We start from the raw sequence: 22850 nt of genomic DNA on the forward strand, positions 1-22850 counted from the left end.
CTGTCCAGAATACTCCCTCGTTCTATTGACAGATAGACTCACTGTCTAAGAGGCTAGTCCAGTGAGCCAGTAACTCACGTCACATTCTTTCCCCCAACGGAGGACCAACGATGTCCGCTCCTGTCTTGTCGATCATCATCCTGGCGGCGATGTTCCTGCTCGCCACCGTCCTGCCCCTCAATATGGGTGCCCTCGCGTTCGTCGGTGCCTTCCTGCTCGGCTCCGTGGTGCTGGGCATGTCCACCAACGAGATTCTGGCCAACTTTCCCGGCGGCCTCTTCCTGACCATCGTGGGCGTCACGTATCTGTTCGCCATCGCCCAGAACAACGGCACCATCGACCTCCTGGTGCGCGGTGCCGTCAAGTTGGTGGGCAGCCGCGTCGCCCTGATCCCATGGGTCATGTTCGCGATCACCGCTGTCATCACGGCCGTGGGCGCGCTCTCTCCCGCCGCCGTCGCCATCATTGCCCCCATCGCCCTGAGCTTTGCGGGCAAGTACAAGATCAGCCCGCTCCTGATGGGCATGATGGTCATCCATGGCGCCCAGGCCGGCGGCTTCTCGCCCATCGCTGTCTACGGCGTCACTGTCAACGGCATCCTGGCCAAGACCGACCTCGCCTTCAGCCCCACGGCGCTGTTCCTCTCGAGCCTGGTCTTCAACCTGGTCATCGCGCTGGTCCTCTTCGTGGTCCTGGGCGGCAGGAACCTCCTGTCCTCTCGGGTGGGCCAGTTCGTGGAACAGGCAGCGGAGGCGCGCATGGCAGTCAGTGTCGGCGCCAAGGCCGGCGCGGACGTTCCCTTCAAGGGCTTCGGTTCCGGCATGTACGGGCCCCGCGACCCCGCGGGTGACGGCGTTGCCGCCACCAAGGAGCGCAGGGAGCGGATTCCGCAGCTCGTCACCATTGCCGGCCTGATCGTGCTGGCCGTCGTGGCCCTCGGCTTCAAGATGGACGTCGGATTCGTTTCCATCACCATCGCCATAGTCCTGGCCCTGGTCTCACCCACAGCCCAAAAAGGCGCCATCAACAAGATCAGCTGGTCCACCGTGCTGCTGATCTGCGGCATGCTGACCTTCGTCGGCGTGCTGGAGGAAGCCGGCACCATCGAATTCGTCTCCGGCGGCGTCGCCGGAATGGGCATGCCGCTCCTGGCCGCACTCATCATTTGCTTCATCGGCGCCGTGGTGTCCGCCTTCGCCTCGTCCACGGCCATCCTGGCCGCACTCATCCCGCTCGCCGTGCCGTTCCTCTCCACGGGCGAGATCGGTGCCGTCGGCGTCATCTGCGCCCTCGCCGTTTCCGCCACCATCGTGGACGTTTCGCCCTTCTCCACCAACGGCGCCCTGGTCCTGGCCAACGCGCCGGAGGGCGTGGACAAGGACCGGTTCTACAAGCAGATCCTCGGCTACAGCGGAATCGTCATCGTGGTAGGACCCGTCCTGGCCTGGCTGGCGCTGGTGGTCCCCGGCTGGCTGTAGCCGCCAACGGACCGGCCGGCGCCCGCACTTCAGAAAGGAAAACCCAGCACATGAGCACAACCGAAACCACCCGAGGCCCCCTGGCCGGACACCTCGTGGTCGACCTCAGCCGGGCATTGGCCGGACCGCACGCCGGCATGATGCTGGCGGACCTTGGCGCCCGCGTCATCAAAGTGGAGAGCCCCGGCGCCGGGGATGACACCCGCGGTTGGGGCCCGCCGTTCGTCGGCCCCGAAGACGACCTGCAGTCCACCTACTTCATGTCCTGCAACCGCAATAAGGAGTCCATCAGCCTGGACCTGAAGAGCGGCGACGGCCAGGCGGTGCTCCGCGGCCTGCTGGAGCGGGCAGACGTGGTGATCGAGAATTTCCGGCCCGGCGTGATGGCCAGGCTGGGCTTCTCCACGGCCGCCATGCACGCGCTCAACCCCCGGCTGGTGATCCTGTCCATCACCGGTTTTGGCCATGACGGACCCGAATCCCAGCGCAGCGGCTACGACCAGATCCTCCAGGGCGAAGCCGGCCTCATGTCCCTGACCGGTTCCGGGCCGGACGACCCCCAGCGCGTGGGCGTCCCCATCGCCGACCTGCTCTCAGGCATGAACGGGGCGGTTGGCGTCCTGGCGGCCCTGGTCGAGCGGAACAGCACGGGCCGGGGCCAGGTGGTGCGCACCTCCCTGCTGGCATCGCTGATCGGGGTGCATGCCTTCCAGGGCACCAGGACCACGATCGCCGGCGAGGTGCCGCGCGCCCAGGGCAACCACCACCCGTCCATCGCCCCCTACGGCCTGTTCAACTGCAGGGACGGGAGCGTCCAGATCAGCGTCGGCAGCGAGAAGCTCTGGCACTCGTTCGCCTCCGCCTTCGGGCTGGACCCGGCCGCCCCGGGCTTTGCCAGCAACGCCGAAAGGGTGCGGAACCGCGCCGGGGTGGTTGCCGCCGTCGAACGCGTCTTTGCCAGCTACGGCGCGGCGGAGCTGCTGGACAAGCTGAACGACGCCGGGATCCCGGCAGGGAAGGTCCGCTCCCTGGATGAGGTGTACGCCTGGGAACAGGTGGCGTCCCAGGGCCTGGTGGTGGACGTGCAGCATCCACTCCTTGGCAAGGTGAGCCTGCCCGGGCCGCCGCTGCGGTTCTTCGCGCCGGGGGACACGGCCGAAACCACCCGCACCGAACACGACGCGCCGCCTTTGCTGGACGAGGACGGGCCGGCGATTCGGGAATGGCTGGGCCTGGCCTCTGCCGCAGCCGGGGCGAAGTAGGCATGGCGACGGCGGAAAAGGTACGGCACATGAACGCAGCCGAACTTCTGGGCGCGGTGGTGGACCCTGGCTCCTTCGTTTCCTGGGACACGGAACCGCAGCAGCCGGAGCTGTCCGCGGAGTACGCGCAGGACCTGGCCGGCGCCCGGGAGCGCAGCGGCGCCGACGAATCCGTGCTCACCGGCGCCGGCCTCATCCGCGGCCGCCGAGTGGCGCTGATCGTCAGCGAATTCTCCTTCCTGGCCGGGTCGATCGGCCACGCGGCGGCGGAAAGGATTGTTGCCGCCGTCGAACGTGCCACGGCTGAGGGGCTTCCCCTGCTGGCCGGCCCCGCCTCCGGCGGAACCCGCATGCAGGAAGGGACGCTTGCATTCCTGTCCATGGTCAAAATCACCGGCGCTGTCCGTGCCCACCGCCAGGCCGGCCTTCCCTACCTTGTCTACCTCCGGCACCCCACCACCGGGGGCGTCATGGCGTCCTGGGGATCCTTGGGACACATCAACGTGGCCGAGCCCGGTGCCCTGCTGGGTTTCCTGGGCCCCAGGGTGTACGAGGCACTCTACGGCCAGCCGTTCCCGGCGAACGTCCAGGTGGCGGAGAACCTCTTCCACAAGGGATTGATCGACGGGGTGGTGGAACCGGGCGATCTTGCCGACCTGGTGGGCCGGGCACTCGCCATGCTGTCCCCGGGGGATCCCGTGGCCGGCCAGGTGCGGCCGGCTCCCCCCGAAACCCTGGGCATCCGGCCGTCAACGGTTGATGCCTGGACGTCCATCGAGCTGTCCCGCCGGCCGCGGCGCCCCGACCTGCGCCAACTGCTGAAGTTCGGCGCCACCGACGCGCTGCCCCTCAATGGCACGGGCCAGGGGGAAAAGGATCCGGGGCTGCTGCTCGCGCTGGCTCGTTTCGGAGGCCAGTCCTGCATTGTGCTGGGCCACGCCCGTCCGCTCCGGAGGGACGCGGCCGGGATGGGGCCCGGATCGCTGCGCGAGGCCCGCCGCGGGATGAAGCTCGCGGAGGAACTGCGGCTTCCCCTGCTCACCGTCATCGACACTGCCGGTGCGGCGCTCTCGCAGGAAGCGGAGGAAGGCGGCCTTGCCGGGGAGATCGCCAGGTCGCTGCACGAACTGATCGGGCTGCAATCGCCGTCGGTCTCGGTGCTGCTGGGCCAGGGTGCCGGTGGCGGGGCGCTGGCGCTGCTGCCGGCGGACCGGACCATCGCCGCCCAGCACAGCTGGCTTTCGCCCCTGCCGCCGGAGGGTGCCAGCGCCATCGTGCACCGGACTACCGCTTTCGCGCCCGCAATGGCGCAGGCCCAGGGGGTCAACGTGGCCGCCCTGCACGCCAACGGCCTGGTGGACCACATTGTGGACGAGCGCGGGGATGCCTCACTGGAGCCCCGCGAGTTCTGCACCCGGATGGCCAGGGCTATCGAATATGAACTGGGCGCCGTGGCCTCCACTCCCGTGCCGGATCTCGTGGCAGCACGGGCCCGCAAGTTCGCCACCCTGGGAGCCCGCTGACAGGTCCGGCCTGGCCGGCGCGCACCGGGGCACGGGCGCGGCACGGGGTGGGGCAACAGCGCTCGACGGCGGGTTGGGCCGCTCGCGCTGTCCCTTACCGGCGGTCGGGGGTATAGAGGGCCACGATGACGTCGGTGGCAGTAGGTTCTGCTTCCACCAGCCGCAGCGCAGCGCGGCTGGTGGAAGCGAAAAGTTGGTGGCCCGTGCCCAGGACGACGGGATGAATCATGAGCAGGTACTCGTCGATCTGGCCGGCGGCCATGAGGGAGCGGATCAGCTCCCCGCTGCCCATGACCACCAGGTTTGAGCTGGTGCCTGCCCGCAGTTCTTGTACGGCGGCGGCAACGTCACCGTGCAGGAGGGTTGAATGGGGCCACTCGAGGTGGGTTTCCGGATTCCTCGATGCGACGTACTTGGGCGTATTGAGCAAGGCGTCCTTGAAGGGGCCGCCCTGCCGGTTCCAGGACTCCAGCAACTGCCGGTAAGTGCGGTGTCCGAACAGGAAGGCGTGGTCCGGGCCCATCCGTTCGCCCATCTTGTGGACGGTGGCCTGGTCTGCATAGGGAACAGCCCAACCGCCGTGGCTGAAGCCGCCGCGGGTATCCTCGTCGGGCCGGCCGGGTCCCTGCATCACGCCGTCGAGCGTCACGTGGTTGGCCACCACAACCTTGCCCATTGTTGCCAGCCTTTCCCGCGCCGGCCTGGCAGCCGCGGTTACCTGCGCTGCCGGGCCCTGTCCCGGTGGGCGTTGGAGCGAAGCTGCAGAATCCGCGCGCCGCCGGCGACGGCTACGAGCACTCCGCCCGTCACGGCGGCGATGAACAGCGCCATGCCCAGCGGGACGGAGCCCTCAAAGCCCAGGAATTTCACCAGCACCAGCTCCTGGTTCTGCAGGATAAAGACGATCAGCAGGATCAAGAGGACCAAGGCGGCCACCACCGCGGCCCAAATGACCCCGGCACGGGTGACTTTGCGCTCAGGAGCGGCCCCCGCCGTCGGCCCGGTGCCCGTGGTCTCCGGGCCATCCGCCCGGTAGGCGGGCGCGTTCCCGTAGCCCGCAGGGCGGCCCGGCGATGTTGCCGTCGGAGTGGGCTGCACCGTTCCAGGTTCGGATTCCGGCTGCCTGTCAGGTGTAGGCGTACTCTGTCCTGCGCTCATAGTCGTCCTCTTCCCGAATGCTAAGCATGCTTATCGTTCAACCATAGACGCCCTGGTTGCCGCAGCACAACGACCGGACGACGCCGGCGGCGGGCTCAGCTGCAGCACCTCGGGGTTTGGAAACGGTGCCGGCATGGCAGAGGGGCCCCGTCAGGACCCCTCCGTGACTCCGGTCCGGTTACCCGGTCCGGACGTCAGACCCTCTCCTTGCTCCGTTCAGCGGAGGGGGTGCGGGGCGCAGGCGTCCTGCGCCACTTGGGAAAGGCCCAGAACGTGAAATCCTGTGCCTTGACCGGCTTCTCCGGCGTCTCCGCAGGGGTTTCCGGTTCCGCTTCAGGCCGGCGCGTGGTTTCTTTCCTGGCGCCCCACCCAAAGTCCTTGCTCGATGCGTAGCACATCACAGACCTCCTTATGGTGACTGCCTATTAATCGTCCTCCTGATCCCTCCGGGAGTCGACAGTCAGCGCCAAACGCCTGCGCCGGGACCTTGCCTGCACGTCAAAAGCGCCAGCGCCCGGAAATTTCCTGCGCCGGCGATTACTTCGGGCTAGCTGCCGGCCGCCACCACGTCCTGGGCCTCCTGCGGGCCATGGAAGTCGCACGGACCCTGGTGGCGCAGCGGAAGCAGGCAGGTCCTGCCGGTGGGCAGGTGGACCAGGGCGCACCGGCCGGTCATGGCGAGGTCTTCCCTGACGTTGGTGTTGCTTAGGTCCGGGCGGCCGTCGGCAGCCGTTGCGTCCGTTTCGGCGCCGGTCGCGTTGGTTTCAGCGTTCATGCAGGACAACTCCTCGTGGAGCACTTGATGGTGGAGGAAACGGGATGGCGCCTTACCAGTCTGGTCAGGCCAGGTTACGGCCGGGTTAAGCCGCCGTTAGGGTCAGGTCAACAGCGGGGACCGGGGTGGCCCCTAGAAACCCAGCTGGTGGGCGACCTGCAGGAGGACGGCCTCGGAACCCATCGGGCCCACCAGTTGGATGCCCATGGGGAGCCCGCTGCCGCTGGAACCGCCGGTCCAGTGCACCGGAATGGTGATGGCGGGCAGGCCGCACACGTTCACCATCGATGACCACGGCGCGTACTCGCACTGCTTCCGGTAGTCGCCGTCGGCGTCTCCGGGCCACTGGGCGGACGGCCAAGGCTCACTGCCGTGGGCGGTCCCGGTGAACCAGCCCACCGGACGCGGGGTCTGCGCCAGTGCGGGCATCAGCATCAGGTCCCACTCGCCGTACTGGGCCAAGGTGTCGTGCTGGAACCGGCGCAGGAATGCCAGCGACTCGGCAAGCTTGGCCGGGCTGCGTTGCTGAGCGCGCCGCCTGAAGGTCCGGGTGAGGGGTGCCAGCGAGGCTTCGCGTGCGGGGCTGATCCGGGCAGCGCCCACCCCGGCCGTCCAGGCGGTGGTGAAGGCGTCCGGGTACCGGTTGTCGTAACGAATGGCGGCGTCGCCAAGGGTATGGCCCGCGTGTTCCAGGAGGTTTTCGCCTGCGCGGAGCGCGTCCAGGGCCTCCTGGTCCGGGGTGAAGGGGAACGTGCCGGACCAGGGGCTGTCCAGGGTGATTCCGATCCTCAGGCGCGGCGGCTCCCGCCGAAGCGCCCCAAGGTAGTGGCCGCCGGGCGCCATGGCGTCCATCATCAGCGCTGCATCCTCCGCGCTCCGGGCGAGCGGACCAGGCACCACCAGCCGTGCGGGATCGCCCGCGCTTTCCCCAGCTGCCACCAGCCCGCGGCCTGGTTTCAACCCGACGAGTCCGCAGGCCGCAGCTGGAATGCGGACTGATCCGCCGCCGTCGGTCCCCGGGGCAAAGGGGAGCAGCCCTGCCGCGACGGCGGCTGCACTGCCCCCGGAGGACCCGCCCGGGCTCCTGCTGGGTGCGTGCGGATTGCGCGACGGCGGCGCGATGCGGTTTTCGCTGTAGGCCGTCAGTCCGAATTCAGGCACCTGGGTCTTGCCCAGCGAAATTGCGCCGGCGTCCTTGAAGAGGGCCACCAGCGGGGCGTCCGCCGGGGCGGGCTTGTGGTCCAGGGCGGCACTGCCATGGGTGGTCACCACGCCGGCCACATCGGTGAGGTCCTTGAAGGCAATCGGCATGCCATGCAGCAGGGGCAGATCGCCGCCGGCTGTGCGGGAGCGGCGGGCATCAGCCGCCTTCGCCTGTTCCAGCGCCTGCCCGGTGGTGACGGTGATGAAGGCGCCCAGCAGGGGGTTGCGCTGTTCGATGCGGGCCAGGAAATGGGCGGCGGCCTCCACCGCGGACACCTCTCCGGTACGCAGGAGGTTCCGCAGCTCCACCGCCGGGAGGTCGTGCAGCTCAACCATGCGGGCCTCCTGTCCTCTCGCGGGTGGTTTCCGGCCTGGCGGGCGCTGCGCAGGCCTAGTTGGGACGTCGAACCCAACGGAAGCCCCAACGTCACCAAGAAGCCTAGCCTTGCCCGTCCATCCGCTGGCCGGAGCAGGACCTACTAGGCTTAATACTGACTTTGATCCACCACGACAGGACTCCCGATGAGTGATTTCGATACCGTCCCCGTCCACGACATCCCCGCCGACGCCGTCATCCTGGACGTCAGGGAGGACTATGAGTGGGTCGCCGGCCATGCAGACGGCGCCCTCCACATCCCCATGGACCAGATCCCGGCCCGGCTGGACGAGCTCGACCCCGACGAGGACATCTACGTCATCTGCCGGACCGGCGGCCGCTCCTTCCGGGCTGCCCAATGGCTGACGGGCCAGGGCTACACCGCCATCAACGTTGCCGGCGGCATGGACCAGTGGCTGGAATCCGGCAAGCCGCTGGTTTCGGACAACGGGCTGAAGCCCTTGGTGCTTTAGTGCCGGCACACTCGCCGGTGTACGCCTTCCTGGGACCCGAGGGGACGTTCACGGAGGCAGCGCTGCTGCAGGTACCCGGCGCATTGCAGGCGGCCCGAGTCCCGGCGTCGAACGTCAATGCTGCACTCGACATGGTCCGCGCAGGGCAGGCCGACGCCGCGATGGTCCCCATCGAGAACTCCGTGGAGGGCGGCGTTACCGCCACCCTGGACGCTATCGCGTCCGGCCAGGAACTTCGGATTATCCGGGAAGTCCTGGTGCCCATCAGCTTTGTCCTGGTGGCCCGGCCTGGAGTGCAGCTTCGGGATGTACGGCGGGTTTCCACGCACGGCCATGCCTGGGCGCAGTGCCGCGTATGGATGGATACCAACATTCCCCAAGCGGAATACGTTCCCGGCTCCTCTACAGCGGCGTCGGCCATGGGCTTGCTGGCCGACGAGTGCCACTATGACGCGGCGATCTGCGCGCCCCTTGTCGCACACGGGCACCCGGGTCTCTCGGTGCTGGCCGAAAATATCGGGGACAACCCGGAGGCGGTGACCCGTTTCATCCTGGTCAGCCGCCCGGGCGCACTGCCGGCGCGGACCGGCGCCGACAAGACGACGGTGGTGGTCCCGCTTCCCCAAGACCGTCCCGGCGCGCTGATGGAAATCCTGGACCAGTTCGCCAGCCGCGGGGTCAATCTCAGCAGGATCGAATCGCGCCCCACCGGACAGTACCTGGGCCACTACTTCTTCAGTATCGACGCGGAGGGCCACGCCGGTGAGGCGCGGGTGGCGGATGCGCTGGCCGGGCTGCACCGCATCAGCCCCGGCATCCGCTTCCTGGGTTCGTATGCCCGGGCTGATGGGCAAGCAACACCTGTGCCGGGGTACACCTCGGACGCGGCTTTTTCGGCTGCCGGTTCCTGGGTGGATTCCATCCTCGGCAGGGAATCCGGTGCAGGTGAAAACGGTTCCGCGGCTTCGCCCACAGCGTAGGTGAATACCGTCCGGAGTACTTCCCCGGGCTGTGGACAATGCGTATGCTTGCTTGATCCACAGGGGTATGGCCCCGGATGAAGGGAGCGGGTCATGACCAGCAGCAATGACAATGACGGCCAGGGGATGATCGTCAACCCCAAGCCCGCCGCGGACAACCAGGACTGGGACGGGGACGAAGCCGACCGCGCCGACCGCCTGCGCTTCGAAGAGGAGCAGGCAATGATCCGTGAGCAATCCGAGGCCCGCGCTGCCGCGAAAGCCGCTGCGGAGGCTGCGAAGAAGGCCAGCGCCTGACCACGCCCAGGAATTATTGCCGCCGCCTACCTGATTGCGGCGCTGCTGCCGTGTGACTGCCCCCTGACCCGGACCAGGAGCGACCGTGGTTCCACCTGCACGGTGAGCTTCGTCGCCTCCCCGGACGTGTCGCCGTCGAGCTGTGTGGGCATGGGTTCCGGGCACTTGATGACCACCCGGCCGGACCGGTAGACGGTCATGATCGGCAGCTTTCCGCTGTGCTTGAACATGATTTTCACGTACATCAGCAGCCAGCCCATCACGCTGCGCGGGCTCATCACCACTACATCGAGCATCCCGTCGTCGATCATGGCCTGCGGGATGAAGTCGATCCCACCCGGCACCAGCCCGCAGTTGGCGAAAAGGACGCTGCGGATGTTGCGGATCTGCTCGGGACTGTCGTCCAGGGAGATGGAGACCTTCTTGCGCCGGCCCGGCAGGTGGCGGACGCCCGCTTCGGTGTAGGCCAGCCAGCCCACGGCCTTCTTCAGCCCCGCGTTGGTGTCGGCCAGGACTTCGGCGTCCATGCCGATCCCGGCAATGACCAGGAACACGTGCTCTGAGTAGTGCCCGGTCCGCGAGTTTTCGATGGCCATCCGCGCCGTGTCGATGTAGCGCTGGCGGCCGAACAGGGCAGTCTGGACGCTTGCATGCAGGTCACTGACGTCCAGGTCCACGTTGCGGGCCAGCAGGTTTCCGGTGCCCAGCGGGATCAGGCCCATCGCGATCTCAGTGTGCGCCAGCGCCTCAGCGACCACGCGGACCGTGCCGTCGCCACCGCCCACCAGGACGACGTCAGGTTTGCCGGCCAGGGCGGCCTTGACCTGGGAGAAGCCGGGGTCCTCCGCCGTGGTCTCGTAAAAGACCGGCGCCTGCCACCCCGCGGCAAGGCAGGCCCGCTGGATGGTTGCCCTGGCTTCCTCGGCGCGTGCCTTCACCGGATTCAGGACCACCGCCACCCGCTGCTGGGCCAGGCCTATGTCGTAGGCTTCGCCGGCCACGGTGCTGCGCACATGCAGTGCCTTGAGGCGGCGGACGCCCCACCAGCTCGAGGTGGCGAAGGCAAGCGCCACCGCAATCAGCAGGTAGAGAATCCAGTCGCTCATGGTGGTTCAACAGTAGCCCGGCGCACGGCGGGCGGCGGCACGGCGCCGGGCGCCCGCCGTCGTGCACTGAATTGGATACCCTTGTCTGGTGATCGACGTAAAAGACCTCAGCGAAAACCCGGACAAGTACCGTGCCAGCCAGCGTGCCCGCGGCGCCGATGAATCAGTGGTGGACGCGATCATCTCCGCGGATTCCGCCCGCCGTGCCGCACTGATCCGTTTCGAAAACCTCCGGGCTGAACAGAACGTGTTCGGCAAGAAGGTGGCGCAGGCCAAGGGTGAGGAAAAGCAGGCGCTGCTGGCCGAGGTCAAGGAGCTGGCCAACTCCGTCAAGGCAGCTTCCGCCGAGGCTGATGCCGCGCAGACCAAGCAGGAAGAGCTGCTGCGCACCATCCCCAACCTCATCGAGGACGGCGTTCCCGAAGGCGGCGAAGACGACTACGTGGTGGTCAAGACCGTCGGCACGCCGCGTGAATTCCCTGACTTCACGCCGAAGGACCACCTGGAGATCGGCGAGCTGATTGGCGCCATCGACATGGAACGCGGGGCCAAGGTCTCCGGCGCGCGGTTCTACTTCCTCCGCGGCGTGGGCGCCCGACTGGAGATGGCCCTGCTGCAGATGGCTATGGACCAGGCCATCGAAGCCGGCTTCATTCCGATGATCACCCCCACGCTGGTGCGGCCCGAGACCATGCAGGGCACCGGCTTCGACGTCAAGCACGACGCCGAGATCTACCGCCTGGCCGAGGACGACCTGTACCTGGTGGGCACCTCGGAGGTCGCCCTCGCCGGGTACCACGCGGACGAGATCCTGGACTTCTCCGCAGGTCCCATCCGGTATGCCGGCCAGAGCTCCTGCTACCGGCGTGAAGCCGGATCGCACGGCAAGGACACGCGCGGGATCATCCGCGTGCACCAGTTCAACAAGGTGGAGATGTTCATCTACACCACGGTGGAGGAAGCCGCAGCGGAGCACCAGCGCCTGCTTGCGTGGGAAGAGGAAATGCTGGCCAAGTGCGAGCTGCCGTACCGCGTGATCGATACCGCCGCCGGCGACCTGGGCACCTCAGCGGCCCGGAAGTACGACTGCGAAGCCTGGGTCCCCACCCAGGGCGCGTACCGCGAGCTGACGTCCACGTCCAACTGCACCACCTTCCAGGCCCGCCGCCTGAACATCCGGGAGCGGGTAGTGAACGCGGAGGGCGTTTCCAAGGGCACCCGCGCCGTGGCCACCCTGAACGGTACGCTGGCCACCACCCGCTGGATTGTGGCGCTCCTGGAGCATCACCAGAACCCGGACGGCTCGGTCAACGTCCCCAAGGCGCTGCAGAAGTACCTGGGCGGGCTTGAGGTCCTGCCGGTTCTCTAGTCCTGTGTGATACACCCGCATCTGGACAGTTCACCCTTGGACGGACAGTGCACCCGCGAGTGCGGGGGTGCACTGTCCGTTAGTGGGTGCCGGATGATCTGCTCCGGGTGCTCTGCAGGCCTGCCCGCCGGAGGCATGCCGCGAAGCGGGTGGCGTCTGAAGCCGTTGCCCAGTCCCATCGAACAAACCGGAAACCCGCTGCCCGCAGCCTGTCCTCGCGCTTCTTCTCCGCCAGCACGGTTTGCCGTGCCGTCCGTGTACCCAGGTAGTCGTCACTCAGGTACTTTGCGTCGCCGTCGAACTCCCCGATAAGCCGGTACTTAGGCCAAAAGAAGTCAGTCCGGGCGAGCAGTGAACCCCCCTGCCGGAACGTTGCTTGGAGCATGGGGGCCGGAAAGCCGAGCAGATGCATCTGGGCGCGGCTGAGCGATTCACCAGCCGACTCTGACTCGGGCGAGGCGAAGTCGAGCACCTTGGCCACCCAATCCCGGCGGGCTCCTGAGGGGAGCCGGGAAGCCTTGTCCAGCAGTTCATCCTTGCTGAGCGCAGGTCCCGAAGGGCGGCGGCTGCTGATGGCGTGATCCGCCAGCACTACTCCTGCCGCGAAGCTCTCCCTCGCGATGACTTCCACTACGGTCTCGGGCAGGGCAGTCACCTGAAGCCCTGCGTACTCAACTGCGGCAGGATGCCCCGGATGCCTATGAACTCCGTAAGCGCTGATGTGTTCGATGCCCGTTACTCCGAAATTGTTGCAGGCTGCGGAAGTGGTTGACTGCTTCCGCCCGGTGTGCCCCCTCGATGCCCCGGCCAGATGGACGTACCCGGGAACTGCGAGGAGGGCCAGATTCCAAACAGCAATGGCTGAGTTCAGGCAAAATGTGGATCCCGGGAGCTCCAAATCCACGGCGCGGACTGTCTGGAGATATCTTTCCCACGAAGCCAGGGATACCCACTCTTCCTTGTCGGCGTAAACACCTTTGCGGACGCGGACGAGTTCACCCCGCGCATAGCGCCTGCTGAGTGAACGGGTGTCACCCGTGGTGCGGCGGAGGTCCTGCGCGGAGATCAGGTGCATGCCACTTATCCTCACCGGCCAACGGACGGCCGTTGAAGGGGACAGCCCGGGCATGTGGACAACCATGGATTTCGCATTTGCACCGCCGTATGGACGGTGCACCGGTGCGGGCGGCGCTGTGATGTCCGCAGGCGGGTGCATTACGAAGCTGACGAGCACCGGCCCCCAGATGTGGAAATCCGCCGTGTTAACCAACAGTTCAATAAACCTGTGGTCCGCGTCCTAGCGCCTGTCAGTTACGTCTGGTTCACTATGTGGATGACAACGCTGACTGAAACCTCAGTCGCCGGCAACGATGACCGGCGAGACACCAATCGAGACAACAACCAGGACAACGCCGCCTTCACCGGTGTCGACCGGAAGTTCATGGTCGCCCTGGACGTGGACGGCACCCTGGTGAACCACGACGGCCACATGTCCCCGGGAGTGCGGGAGGCCGCGCAGGCGGTGGTGGCCGCAGGGCATGAAGTAATGATTGCCACCGGCCGCTCCCTGAATGCCACCCTTCCCATCATCGAAAAGATCGGCATCGAGCGCGGGTACGCCATCTGCTGCAACGGCGGCGTGACGCTCCGGCTCCACCCGGAGCTGGAGAACGGCTACGAGGTGATCCACAAGGCTACGTTCGACCCCGCCCCGGCCCTGCGCGCACTCCGGGAACGGCTGCCCTCCGCCAAGTACGCCCTCGAGGACGCCGACGGCAATTTCCTCTCCACCGAGCGGTTCCAGGACGCCAGCTTCGGCGTCGAGGCCATCGGCGTTGACTTCCACACCATGCTGGAGGCCACCGCCGTGCGCGTGGTGGTGTTCAGCACCGAGAACACGCCCGAGGAGTTCAACGAGGCCATCAACCACGTGGGACTTGCGGGCGTGACGTACTCCGTGGGCTGGACCGCGTGGCTGGACATTGCCGCAGCCGGCGTCACCAAGGCCAGCGCCCTGGAAAACCTCCGGGTCCGGCTTGGCTTCGAAGAGCACCTGACCGTCGCGGTGGGCGACGGCCGGAACGACATCGAGATGCTCGCCTGGGCCGGCAGGGGGGTGGCCATGGGGCAGGCTCCCGCGGAAGTGGTGGCCGCAGCGGATGAGGTCACCCACTCCGTGCACGACGACGGCGCGGCCCACGTGCTGCGCAGCCTCCTCTGAGCAGGGCAGGGCAGGGCCCGCTGCCGCGATTCCGGCCGGCGGCCGGCGCCAAGGCAGAATAGACGCATGACCCTTACGACGTTCGCCCTCGTCCGCCATGGCCAGACCGACTGGAATGCCGAGCGCCGGCTGCAGGGATCCACCGACATCCCGCTGAACGACGTCGGACGCGGACAGGCGCGTGCCGCCGTCGGCATCCTGGCCCCGTACGAATGGGACGCCATCGTCTCCTCGCCGCTGAGCCGTGCCGCTGAAACGGCCGACCTGATCGCGGAAGGCCTCGGGCTGACCGTGGCCCGCCGCGTCCCGGAACTCACCGAGCGCAGCTTCGGCCCCGCCGAAGGAATGCAGGCCGGCCCCGAGCTGGAGGCGCTGCGCGTCCCCGGCGGGTTCGAGGGTGCCGAGAGCGAAGACGAGGCCGCCGACCGCGGTATTGCAGCCCTGGAAGCCCTGGCCGAGGAGTTCCGCGGCCGGCGGCTCCTGGTGGTCACCCACGGCACCCTCCTGCGCGTCACGCTCGGCCGCGCCATCGGCCAGACCCTCACCAGCGTGGACAACGCGGCCCTCAACCTTGCGCACCACCACGCGATCGATGGCTGGAAGCTGGAGTACTTCAACGGCGAACCGGTCATGGCCGCCACCGGGAGCTGAACCGGTTACTGCACGGCCAGGATCAGCGCCAGCAACCTGGCGGCCGCCGGCCGGGCGGCATGCTCCTCGTTCCACTGGGCCCGTGCCACGGCCTTGCTGACGGCCTGCGTAGTGATGCCCAGCTCCTGGGCCACGGCCTTCTGCTGGCCGCGGACCCCGGGCGTCAGCAGGTCCAGCACCCGCCATTCCGCCTCTGAACGGTCCCGCACGATGTGTCCCAGCAGCCGGAGGATGGCCTCGGCATCATGGGCCACATCGGCCAGGGGCCCCTCCACCGCCACCGGGATGCGTTCCTTGCTGCTCCGCAGCCGGTCCACCGCGCGGCGGGCATAGACCAGGCCGTGGCCGGAGGCGTCCTTGATTTGGTTGGGCAGGGGCTCATTCACCGGCCCGGCGCCGATCCCCACATACCAGTGGCCGGTGCGCAGCGCGATCAGCGCGGCATCAACGGCCTGGTGCGGGCAATCGACGATTCCCTGGACTTCGTCCTCCACCGACCGGTCGAAGTCCAGGCGCGCGGGGATGTGCCGCAGCGCCTTGAGCAGCTGCGGGACCTGGTCTCCGTCGAGCCGGCTGTCCGTCTGGTTGATGGTCAGGGTGAACATTCTGGATCCACACTACCCGGAAGTAGGAACTGCGGAACCGGCATGTTACGACTGGTCAGCGGCCCGGACCTCCCGGGAACAGGGCCGGGGGCCCGCATCGGGATGACGCGGACCCCCAGCGATAAAGCGGCGGAACCACCTGCCTCGACCAGCCTGCCTGGGTCAGTTTCTGTGGGTCAGCGTGCCGGGCCCGCAGCTGCTCCGGTCGCCGGGAAACGATCCCAGGCGCGGTGGGCGGCGAGAAGTTCCGAGACCGCAGAGGTTACCGACGCAGCGTCATCTCCGGCAGCTATTCCAGCAGACTGCTGCGGAATGCCTGCCGCGTCCAGAACCCCGGAACCCGAACCCCAGAAGCCGATGGCCTTCGCATGGCGGTAGGCCTCGGACAGCATGAGTCCGACGCGCGGATCGGCGCCTGCCGCCGGCTCCCCGCCTTTGGCATCGCGACCGCCAGTGGCGTCCGGGGCAGGACGCTGCCCGCCGGCAACAATCAGCGCGTCGAATTCGGTGGACCGAGCCGTGAGGAAGGTCCGCTGCACCGTGACGGAAAGCCCGTCGGAGGAAAGCGTGCCGCCGGTTGGTGCGATGACGAGCGGGACCATGCCCTCGCCGTCGAGCGCCTTGCGGGCCGCGTCCACCTGCGAAAGGTCGCTGGAGGAATCGGCAATGATGCCCACCACGCGCCCGGCTACCGGCCACGTCAGGCCGACCTGGGACAGCGCCGGGCTGGGAGCATGCTCCGCCACCTGCTCAGAAGCTTCCGGGGCAGCCATGCCGAGGCCGGCGGCCACTGCGGCGCACAGCGCGGCGTCGATATTGGCCAGGGCCTGCAGCTGGCGTTCGCGGACGGCGGTTTCGTAGCACTTGCCGAGCTCGAACGTATACGCCTGGATCACGTGGTCCTGTTCCACCGCGCTGAGGCTGCGGAAGAACAGCCGGGCCTGGCTGTAGTGGTCATCGAAGGAGGCCGGGTTGCGCCGCTCCTTGATGGATTCCGCAACCGCGGCCGGCACGTCCACGAAGGCCCCCAGGTCCTGTCCGGCAAGGAAAGGGCAGCCGCCATCCAGCGAATTGGGCCGGTACGGGGCAACCCCCGCGTGGACCGCCGTCTGGTGCATGCCGTCCCGCAGCATGTCGTTGACGGGGGCGTGCGGCCGGTTGATCGGGATCTGCGCGAAATTGGGGCCGCCCAGCCGCGAGATTTGCGTGTCCAGGTAGGAAAACAGGCGGACCTGCAGCAGCGGGTCATTGGTGACGTCGATGCCCGGCACCAGGTGCCCCGGGTGGAAGGCCACCTGCTCGGTCTCGGCGAAGTAGTTCGTCGGGTTCGCGGTGAGGGTCATCATCCCGATGGGCTGCACCGGCGCGAGTTCCTCGGGAACGAACTTCGTGGGGTCCAGGAGGTCGATGCCTTCGAACATCTGGTCTTCGGTGTCCGGGAACGTCTGGATGCCCAGTTCCCACTCCGGGTAGGCGCCGGCTTCGATGGCGTCGGCAAGGTCGCGCCGGTGGAAGTCCGGATCCATGCCGTTAATGATTTGGGCTTCTTCCCAGACCAGCGAGTGGACACCCTGTTTGGGCTTCCAGTGGAACTTCACCAGCGTGGTGTCCCCGTCGGCATTGACCAGCCGGAACGTGTGGACGCCGAAGCCCTCCATGGTCCGGTATGACCGCGGGATGCCGCGGTCGGACATGTTCCACATGGTGTGGGCCTGCGCCTCGGTGTGGAGCGAGACGAAGTCCCAGAAAGTGTCGTGCGCGCTCTGGGCCTGTGGGATTTCACGGTCGGGATGGGGTTTGGCCGCGTGGACGATATCCGGGAACTTGATGCCGTCCTGGATGAAAAACACCGGAATGTTGTTGCCCACGAGGTCGTAGGTTCCTTCATCGGTGTAGAACTTCGTGGAGAACCCGCGGGTGTCCCGCACCGCGTCCGCTGACCCGCGGGAGCCAAGCACCGTGGAGAACCGGACAAACACGGGCGTTTCGACGTCCGGGGCAAGGAATCCGGCGCGCGTGACCTTCGAAGCCGTCCCGTACGAGCGGAACACGCCATGTGCTCCAGCTCCGCGCGCGTGGACGACGCGCTCCGGGATCCGCTCGTGGTCAAAGTGGGTAATTTTCTCGCGCAGGTGGTGGTCCTGCAGCAGGATGGGTCCCCGCGTGCCGGCCTTCAGCGAGTGGTCCGTATCCTGCAGCCGGAGCCCTTGGGCCGTGGTCAGGTACTGCCCGGACTGGGCGCGCGCAGTGGCCGGTGCCCCGGTGGGGCTGCCGGTTGGCGACACTGCCTCCGGGCCGCGCTGGTCCGGCTTGGGCGGCAGCGGTTCACGGGGTGTGGTGGGCTCTGCCTGCGCCGGAGCCTCACTGGCCGGCGCCCCGGGAATTGCGATGTTGTCTTCGGCTGGCATGTCTTGATCTCCCCTCATCAGATGTTCCCAGCCCCGCCAGGCGGAAGCTAAGCTTGCTTACTACCCTACAGGTGGCCCGCAGAGGCGGGGCAAGGTGGAAAGGCGCGACGGCGGGGGTTGCCTGCGTGCCCTTTGATCTGTTGCGATGGGGGAACGGCCGCCTGCAGCGGCGCACCCAAGGTGAGGATGGTTATGGCCGGCAGCACTGGACAGGACAGTAAGCAGCAGGACGGGAAACAGCAGGCCACGGTGCAGCGGGACGGCATCGACCAGGCGGAGCTGGAGCTCGTCGACCGGTGGTGGCGGGCCGCGAACTATCTCTCCGTGGGGCAGATCTACCTGCGGTCCAACCCGCTGCTGCGCGAACCTCTGCAGGCAGAGGACACCAAATCCCGGCTCCTGGGCCACTGGGGAACGACGCCCGGGCTCAACTTCGTCTACGCACACCTGAACCGGGTGATCCGCCGCGACTCCCTTGAGATGCTCTTTGTTGCCGGTCCGGGCCATGGCGGTCCCGCCGTCGTCGCCAATGCCTGGCTGGAGGGGACGTACTCGGAAATCTATGCCCATGTGGGCAATGACGAGGCCGGCCTGGCGGAACTGTTCCGGCAGTTCTCCTACCCGGGCGGCATCCCCAGCCACGCCGCGCCGGAAAGCCCCGGCTCCATCAGCGAAGGCGGGGAACTGGGGTACGCGCTAGCCCACGCCTACGGGTCGGTGTTCGACAATCCCCAGCTGGTCACCGCCGTCGTCATTGGCGACGGCGAGGCCGAGACCGGGCCGCTGGCCGCCAGCTGGCACTCGCACAACTTCCTGGACCCCGCCGCGGACGGCGCCGTGCTGCCCATCCTGCACCTGAACGGCTACAAGATCGCCAACCCCACCATCCTGGCCCGGATGCCGCAGGACCAGCTGGAGCAGCTGCTGCGCGGGTACGGCCACGAGCCGTATTTCGTGACGGTGGCGGACCCGGACAGCACGGAGCAGGCGCACCGCGATTTCGCCGCCGTACTGGACCGCTGCCTGGCGGACATCAGGGCCATCCAGGACGCCCACCGGCGGGACCCCGCCGGAGAACAGGCGGGGGAGGGGAGCCGCCGCTGGCCCATGATCGTGCTGCGCTCGCCGAAGGGCTGGACCGGGCCGCGCATGGTGGACGGGCTGCAGGTGGAAGGAACCTGGCGGGCCCACCAGGTGCCGCTGTCCGAGGTGCGCACCAACGGCGAACACCTGAAGCAGCTGGAGGAATGGCTGCAGTCCTACCGGCCGGAGGAATTGTTCGACGGCGACGGCCGGCTCCGGCCCGACGTCGCCGAAGGGGCACCCACCGGGGACTTCCGCATGAGTGCCACCCCGCACGCCAACGGCGGGCTGCTCCGGCGGGCCCTCAAGCTCCCCGCGTACCAGGACCACGCCGTGGAGGTGCCCAACCCGGGAACCGACCGGGTCAGCCCGATGATCACCCTCGGCTCCTGGATGCGGGACGTCATCGCACAGAACATGGACAACTTCCGGCTGTTCGGCCCGGACGAGACGGCGTCCAACAGGCTGCAGAACGTCTACGAGGTCACCGACAAGGTGTGGCAGTACCGGATTGACGACGTCGACGAGCACCTGGCACGGTCCGGTCGGGTGATCGAGGTACTGAGCGAGCACCTGTGCCAGGGCTGGCTGGAAGGCTACCTCCTCACCGGCCGCCACGGTGTGTTCAACTGCTACGAAGCCTTCGTCCACATCGTCGATTCGATGTTCAACCAGCACGCAAAGTGGCTGAAGGTATCCCGCAAACTGCACTGGCGCCAGCCGGTCCCATCGCTGAACTACCTGCTGTCCTCCCACGTGTGGCAGCAGGACAACAACGGTTTCTCGCACCAGGACCCGGGCTTCATCGACCACGCGGTCAACAAAAAGGCCGAGGTCATCCGGGTGTACCTGCCGCCGGACGCCAACACCCTCCTGTCCGTCATGGAGCACTGCCTGGCATCGACGGACTACGTGAACATCGTGGTCAGCGGCAAGCAGCCCTCGCCCACCTGGCTTGGCCCGGCCGATGCCGCCAACCACTGCCACCGCGGCCTGGGCATCTGGACGTTCGCCGGCTCCGAGGTGCCCGGCGAGGAGCCCGACGTCGTACTGGCCTGCGCGGGCGACGTCCCCACCGTGGAGACCGTTGCCGCCGCGGAACTGCTCCGCAACGGCGCCCCCGGCCTCAAGGTGCGGGTGGTCAACGTAGTGGACCTGATGCGGCTGCAGGACGAAAGCGAGCACCCGCACGGCCTCCCCGCCCATGACTTCGACGGCATCTTCACCGCTGACAAACCCGTCATCTTCGCGTACCACGGCTACCCGGCGCTGATCCACCGGCTGGCGTACCGGCGCACCAACCAGCAGGGGCTTCACGTGCACGGCTACAAGGAAGAGGGGACCACCACCACCCCGTTCGATATGGCCATGCTCAACGGCATCGACCGCTTCACCCTGGCCATCGACGCGATCGATCGCGTACCGGGCCTTGCCGAGAAGCACTCACTCCTGCGCCAGGACCTGCAGGACCGGCGCAACCGGGCGCGCGAACACACCCGCACGCACGGCGAGGACCCGGAGGAGATCCGGAACTGGAAGCTGGGCGGCTGACTTACTGCCCCGGGAGTTCGTCCAGGGTGCAGGAGGGCAGGTGGATCCAGCCTTCGCTGCGGGCCGCCCGGGCATGCGCATCGTCAGGGGCGAGGGTACGACGGCGGGCCACGGCCCGGGCGGTCAGCGAGGCGATGACGGCATCGAACAGGTCGTCCGAAGCCGCGAGCCGCGCCTCGTTCCCGGCCAGGTCCAGCCATGGTGCCTGGTCCTGGAGTGAGCCGAGCAGCACGCCAAGCCGCTCCGCTTCCGGAGTGCCCCGGCCCTTATAGCCCCGGCCCTTGAGCCCCCAGATCTTCAACGATGCCGCCGGGTACACCTCTGCCAGCCGGCCCGAGCCGTCACGCGGTTGCGGGCCGTGCAGCGCAGCGATCTTCGCCTGGATGACGGCGCAGCGCATGGCCGGGTGCGCCAGCCGGTCAGCGGAGACACTGAGCGGAATCAGGCCGGTCTGCGCGGTGCAGAACCGGTCGGTATCGCGATAGGCGAGGAGCCGGCGGCCGGCGATCCCGTCGTGGTCAAGGACGGGTGCCGGATCATTATTCAGGTGGCCGGTGAGGAACGGGATCAGCGCGTCCGGCCAGCCCACGGGGCAATCGACGCCGGTCATGGCGCAGGTGCCGAACAGGTCCACGATCTCCTGGTCGTCCACGTCCAAGGCCAGGTGGGTGAGCCGGGCCCGGTCATCGCTCCACTCGATGACGGCCACGGCGGTTTTCTTGGTCGCGGCCGCCAGGTCCACGCCGAGCGTCTTCATGGGCTGCCCACCACCCCTGCGGTCAGACGGCATTGCGTCAGACGGCCCGGTACCGCAGGACGCCGGGGATGCTGCCCGAGTCCCCGAGGTCCCGGCCGGAGGCGAAGCCGGCCCACAGGGCGCGCATCCTGCGGCCCGCTGCGTCCACGTCCGCCCAGTCCGCGCCGGCAATGAGCCCAACGCCGTCCCAGGTCTTCCGGTTGCCGAGCAGCAGGGGCAAATCCACCGTGTGCGCGGCGCCGAAGATGTTGCCGGGCGCGTGCCAGTCCAGCACATAGCGGTGCGCTTTTCCGCCTGCCTTGGCGTGGCGGCGGGCGAACCGGCGGGTGGCCCTGCCGTACACGGTCTCGGTGACCACCCAGTCGACGGCCCGCACGGCGGCCTTGCCCACAAACGGAACCGCGGCCAGGCGCATCAGCCGCGGGCTGCGGGGAAGGAACAGGCGCGCCTCCTCGGAGGTATGGCCGATCAGCACGTCGATCGCCGGCGCGGCGCGGTTCCACGCTTCTTCAATGCCTCGCTCCTCGGGAAGCGGATCGTGCCCGTACTGGGTGCCGAACGGCATGGCCGCCAGCATCCCGAACTTCCTGGCCACCTGCGCCACGTCGGCCTCGCGGGCCACCACCTCCATGGCCGGGGTCTCCTCCGTCAGGGACTCCGCAGCGGTTCCCATCGCGTGGTTCATCCTGGCCCGTCCCTGGGTAATGCCGAGTGGCGCGCTCTGGATGATGGCGCGGTGGAAGAGCCTGGGTGCTTCCGGCACAGCCATCAGGTGGGCGATGGCGTCGCCGCCCGCGGACTGGCCGAACGCTGTGACCCGGCCCGGATCGCCGCCGAAGCCGGCGATGTTCCGCTGCACCCAGCGGAAGGCCTCAAGCTGGTCGAGCAGGCCCAGGTTGCCGGGCCGGCCGGTCGGAGTGGCCAGGAACCCGAACAGGCCCAGCCGGTACGTCACGGACACCACGATGACGCGGTTTTCGGCGACCAGCCGAGCGGGGTCGAAGATGGCCAGGTCGCCCGAGCCTGTGGTGTAGGAGCCGCCGTGGATCCAGACCATGACCGGCAGCCGTTCCTCCGGCCTGAGGTCTCCGGGCATGGTGATGGAGAGGTTCTGGCAGTCCTCGCTGCCGGGCAGTTCACCGTACCTGGTGCCCAGGACGTCGTCGAGGAAGGGGACTGGTGCCTGTGGGCAGGCGGGGGAGAGGGACGTGGCGGAAAATTCCGAGGTCCAGTCCCGGGCGGCCACCGGAGGCTGGAAGCGTCCGGCCGTGGCGTACGGGATGCCGGTGGCGCGGAGGACGTCACCATCAGCCCAGCCGGTGACGGGGCCGCAGGGTGGCTGGAACAACAGCTGGGACGTCGGGGCGTGCTCTGAACCTGTCTCTTATACACATCTCCGAGCCCACGAGACGAGTCATAGGATATCGTATGCCGTCTTCTGCTTGAAAAAAAAAAAAAAAAAAAAAAAAAAAAAAAAAAAAAAAAAAAAGAAAAAAAAAAAAAAAAAAAAAAAAAAAAAAAAAAAAAAAAAAAAAAAGAAAAAAAAAAAAAAAAAAAGAAAAAAAAAAGAAAAA

General features: G+C 67.5%; 21 protein-coding genes. 10 read left to right on the forward strand and 11 right to left on the reverse strand.

The features are described from left to right. The first annotated feature begins 110 nt into the window (after nucleotides 1–110). The 3 genes from PUN71_RS09755 to PUN71_RS09765 are packed head-to-tail and all read left to right on the forward strand — an operon-like array spanning nucleotide 111 to nucleotide 4263. Nucleotides 111–1478: an SLC13 family permease gene (locus tag PUN71_RS09755; RefSeq protein WP_277798235.1), complete on the forward strand. Its 1368-nt coding sequence runs from the start codon at nucleotides 111–113 to the stop codon at nucleotides 1476–1478. A 50-nt stretch (nucleotides 1479–1528) separates the two neighbouring features. Beyond that, the gene (locus tag PUN71_RS09760; RefSeq protein ID WP_277798236.1) at nucleotides 1529–2740 is read left to right on the forward strand and encodes a CaiB/BaiF CoA transferase family protein; all 1212 of its coding nucleotides are present in this window, start codon (nucleotides 1529–1531) and stop codon (nucleotides 2738–2740) included. 2 nt (nucleotides 2741–2742) lie between these two features. Then, nucleotides 2743–4263 carry a carboxyl transferase domain-containing protein gene (locus PUN71_RS09765; protein WP_277798237.1) on the forward strand — a complete coding sequence of 507 codons (1521 nt, stop codon included), beginning with the start codon at nucleotides 2743–2745 and terminating at the stop codon, nucleotides 4261–4263. Between the two features lie 94 nt (nucleotides 4264–4357). Here PUN71_RS09765 and PUN71_RS09770 read toward each other — a convergent pair whose 3' ends face one another. The 5 genes from PUN71_RS09770 to PUN71_RS09790 all read right to left on the reverse strand — a co-directional run bounded on the left by PUN71_RS09770 (nucleotide 4358) and on the right by PUN71_RS09790 (nucleotide 7735). Then, the gene (locus PUN71_RS09770) at nucleotides 4358–4939 is read right to left on the reverse strand and encodes a dihydrofolate reductase family protein (protein ID WP_277798238.1); all 582 of its coding nucleotides are present in this window, start codon (nucleotides 4937–4939) and stop codon (nucleotides 4358–4360) included. Nucleotides 4940–4977: 38 nt separating this feature from the next. Continuing rightward, nucleotides 4978–5361, reverse strand: coding sequence for a LapA family protein (locus PUN71_RS09775; RefSeq protein WP_502860423.1), 384 nt, complete (start codon nucleotides 5359–5361; stop codon nucleotides 4978–4980). 254 nt (nucleotides 5362–5615) lie between these two features. Then, nucleotides 5616–5819: a hypothetical protein gene (locus PUN71_RS09780; protein ID WP_277798240.1), complete on the reverse strand. Its 204-nt coding sequence runs from the start codon at nucleotides 5817–5819 to the stop codon at nucleotides 5616–5618. Nucleotides 5820–5968: 149 nt separating this feature from the next. Next, nucleotides 5969–6196: a hypothetical protein gene (locus PUN71_RS09785; RefSeq protein WP_043450135.1), complete on the reverse strand. Its 228-nt coding sequence runs from the start codon at nucleotides 6194–6196 to the stop codon at nucleotides 5969–5971. A gap of 132 nt (nucleotides 6197–6328) precedes the next feature. Beyond that, complete coding sequence (locus tag PUN71_RS09790; RefSeq protein ID WP_277798241.1) at nucleotides 6329–7735, reverse strand: amidase; 1407 nt, start codon at nucleotides 7733–7735, stop codon at nucleotides 6329–6331. Nucleotides 7736–7921: 186 nt separating this feature from the next. On the opposite strand from PUN71_RS09790, the gene PUN71_RS09795 reads away from it, so the two are divergent. From PUN71_RS09795 to PUN71_RS09805, 3 genes are all read left to right on the forward strand, one after another. Further along, complete coding sequence (locus tag PUN71_RS09795; protein ID WP_043450131.1) at nucleotides 7922–8248, forward strand: rhodanese-like domain-containing protein; 327 nt, start codon at nucleotides 7922–7924, stop codon at nucleotides 8246–8248. Continuing rightward, the gene (gene pheA, locus PUN71_RS09800) at nucleotides 8248–9228 is read left to right on the forward strand and encodes a prephenate dehydratase (protein WP_277798242.1); all 981 of its coding nucleotides are present in this window, start codon (nucleotides 8248–8250) and stop codon (nucleotides 9226–9228) included. Before PUN71_RS09795 ends, pheA begins: the two co-directional genes overlap by 1 nt. Nucleotides 9229–9321: 93 nt before the next feature. Further along, nucleotides 9322–9525 (forward strand): hypothetical protein, encoded by a 204-nt coding sequence (locus PUN71_RS09805; RefSeq protein WP_043450123.1) that lies wholly within the window; start codon nucleotides 9322–9324, stop codon nucleotides 9523–9525. Between the two features lie 26 nt (nucleotides 9526–9551). Here PUN71_RS09805 and PUN71_RS09810 read toward each other — a convergent pair whose 3' ends face one another. Beyond that, complete coding sequence (locus tag PUN71_RS09810; protein ID WP_277798243.1) at nucleotides 9552–10631, reverse strand: diacylglycerol/lipid kinase family protein; 1080 nt, start codon at nucleotides 10629–10631, stop codon at nucleotides 9552–9554. A gap of 88 nt (nucleotides 10632–10719) precedes the next feature. Between PUN71_RS09810 and serS the strand changes: the two genes are divergently transcribed. After that, the gene (gene serS / locus PUN71_RS09815) at nucleotides 10720–12000 is read left to right on the forward strand and encodes a serine--tRNA ligase (protein WP_277798244.1); all 1281 of its coding nucleotides are present in this window, start codon (nucleotides 10720–10722) and stop codon (nucleotides 11998–12000) included. A 79-nt stretch (nucleotides 12001–12079) separates the two neighbouring features. Here serS and PUN71_RS09820 read toward each other — a convergent pair whose 3' ends face one another. After that, nucleotides 12080–13075 (reverse strand): hypothetical protein, encoded by a 996-nt coding sequence (locus PUN71_RS09820; protein WP_277798245.1) that lies wholly within the window; start codon nucleotides 13073–13075, stop codon nucleotides 12080–12082. 258 nt (nucleotides 13076–13333) lie between these two features. Between PUN71_RS09820 and PUN71_RS09825 the strand changes: the two genes are divergently transcribed. Beyond that, nucleotides 13334–14221, forward strand: coding sequence for an HAD family hydrolase (locus PUN71_RS09825; RefSeq protein ID WP_277798246.1), 888 nt, complete (start codon nucleotides 13334–13336; stop codon nucleotides 14219–14221). 66 nt (nucleotides 14222–14287) lie between these two features. Next, nucleotides 14288–14872, forward strand: coding sequence for a histidine phosphatase family protein (locus PUN71_RS09830; RefSeq protein ID WP_277798247.1), 585 nt, complete (start codon nucleotides 14288–14290; stop codon nucleotides 14870–14872). 5 nt (nucleotides 14873–14877) lie between these two features. On the opposite strand, the gene PUN71_RS09835 is transcribed toward PUN71_RS09830, so the two are convergent. Continuing rightward, nucleotides 14878–15477, reverse strand: coding sequence for a hypothetical protein (locus PUN71_RS09835; protein WP_277798248.1), 600 nt, complete (start codon nucleotides 15475–15477; stop codon nucleotides 14878–14880). Between the two features lie 176 nt (nucleotides 15478–15653). Continuing rightward, entirely contained in the window at nucleotides 15654–17885 is a 2232-nt protein-coding gene (locus PUN71_RS09840) for a catalase (protein WP_277798249.1), read from the reverse strand. Nucleotides 17886–18077: 192 nt separating this feature from the next. On the opposite strand from PUN71_RS09840, the gene PUN71_RS09845 reads away from it, so the two are divergent. Further along, a complete protein-coding gene (locus tag PUN71_RS09845) occupies nucleotides 18078–20519 on the forward strand; it encodes a phosphoketolase family protein (RefSeq protein WP_277798250.1) in 2442 nt (813 codons plus the stop codon). 1 nt (nucleotide 20520) lies between these two features. Here PUN71_RS09845 and PUN71_RS09850 read toward each other — a convergent pair whose 3' ends face one another. Further along, on the reverse strand, nucleotides 20521–21276 hold the full coding sequence (locus tag PUN71_RS09850; RefSeq protein ID WP_277798251.1) for a DUF429 domain-containing protein: 756 nt from the start codon (nucleotides 21274–21276) through the stop codon (nucleotides 20521–20523). 37 nt (nucleotides 21277–21313) lie between these two features. Beyond that, nucleotides 21314–22624, reverse strand: coding sequence for a carboxylesterase family protein (locus PUN71_RS09855; RefSeq protein WP_277798252.1), 1311 nt, complete (start codon nucleotides 22622–22624; stop codon nucleotides 21314–21316). Nucleotides 22625–22850 lie beyond the last annotated feature (226 nt).

The sequence above is a fragment of the Arthrobacter sp. NQ7 genome (assembly GCF_029581595.2).
Classification (GTDB): domain Bacteria; phylum Actinomycetota; class Actinomycetes; order Actinomycetales; family Micrococcaceae; genus Arthrobacter; species Arthrobacter phenanthrenivorans_B.

Excerpts from the sequence above, each read along its gene's own strand:
- PUN71_RS09755 (WP_277798235.1), top strand. The coding sequence starts at position 111 with ATGTCCGCTCCTGTCTTGTCGATCATCATCCTGGCGGCGATGTTCCTG.
- PUN71_RS09760 (WP_277798236.1), top strand. The coding sequence starts at position 1,529 with ATGAGCACAACCGAAACCACCCGAGGCCCCCTGGCCGGACACCTCGTG.
- PUN71_RS09765 (WP_277798237.1), top strand. The coding sequence starts at position 2,743 with ATGGCGACGGCGGAAAAGGTACGGCACATGAACGCAGCCGAACTTCTG.
- PUN71_RS09770 (WP_277798238.1), bottom strand. The coding sequence starts at position 4,939 with ATGGGCAAGGTTGTGGTGGCCAACCACGTGACGCTCGACGGCGTGATG.
- PUN71_RS09780 (WP_277798240.1), bottom strand. The coding sequence starts at position 5,819 with ATGTGCTACGCATCGAGCAAGGACTTTGGGTGGGGCGCCAGGAAAGAA.
- PUN71_RS09785 (WP_043450135.1), bottom strand. The coding sequence starts at position 6,196 with ATGAACGCTGAAACCAACGCGACCGGCGCCGAAACGGACGCAACGGCT.
- PUN71_RS09790 (WP_277798241.1), bottom strand. The coding sequence starts at position 7,735 with ATGGTTGAGCTGCACGACCTCCCGGCGGTGGAGCTGCGGAACCTCCTG.
- PUN71_RS09795 (WP_043450131.1), top strand. The coding sequence starts at position 7,922 with ATGAGTGATTTCGATACCGTCCCCGTCCACGACATCCCCGCCGACGCC.
- PUN71_RS09805 (WP_043450123.1), top strand. The coding sequence starts at position 9,322 with ATGACCAGCAGCAATGACAATGACGGCCAGGGGATGATCGTCAACCCC.
- PUN71_RS09810 (WP_277798243.1), bottom strand. The coding sequence starts at position 10,631 with ATGAGCGACTGGATTCTCTACCTGCTGATTGCGGTGGCGCTTGCCTTC.
- PUN71_RS09820 (WP_277798245.1), bottom strand. The coding sequence starts at position 13,075 with ATGCACCTGATCTCCGCGCAGGACCTCCGCCGCACCACGGGTGACACC.
- PUN71_RS09825 (WP_277798246.1), top strand. The coding sequence starts at position 13,334 with ATGACAACGCTGACTGAAACCTCAGTCGCCGGCAACGATGACCGGCGA.
- PUN71_RS09830 (WP_277798247.1), top strand. The coding sequence starts at position 14,288 with ATGACCCTTACGACGTTCGCCCTCGTCCGCCATGGCCAGACCGACTGG.
- PUN71_RS09835 (WP_277798248.1), bottom strand. The coding sequence starts at position 15,477 with ATGTTCACCCTGACCATCAACCAGACGGACAGCCGGCTCGACGGAGAC.
- PUN71_RS09840 (WP_277798249.1), bottom strand. The coding sequence starts at position 17,885 with ATGCCAGCCGAAGACAACATCGCAATTCCCGGGGCGCCGGCCAGTGAG.
- PUN71_RS09845 (WP_277798250.1), top strand. The coding sequence starts at position 18,078 with ATGGCCGGCAGCACTGGACAGGACAGTAAGCAGCAGGACGGGAAACAG.
- PUN71_RS09850 (WP_277798251.1), bottom strand. The coding sequence starts at position 21,276 with ATGAAGACGCTCGGCGTGGACCTGGCGGCCGCGACCAAGAAAACCGCC.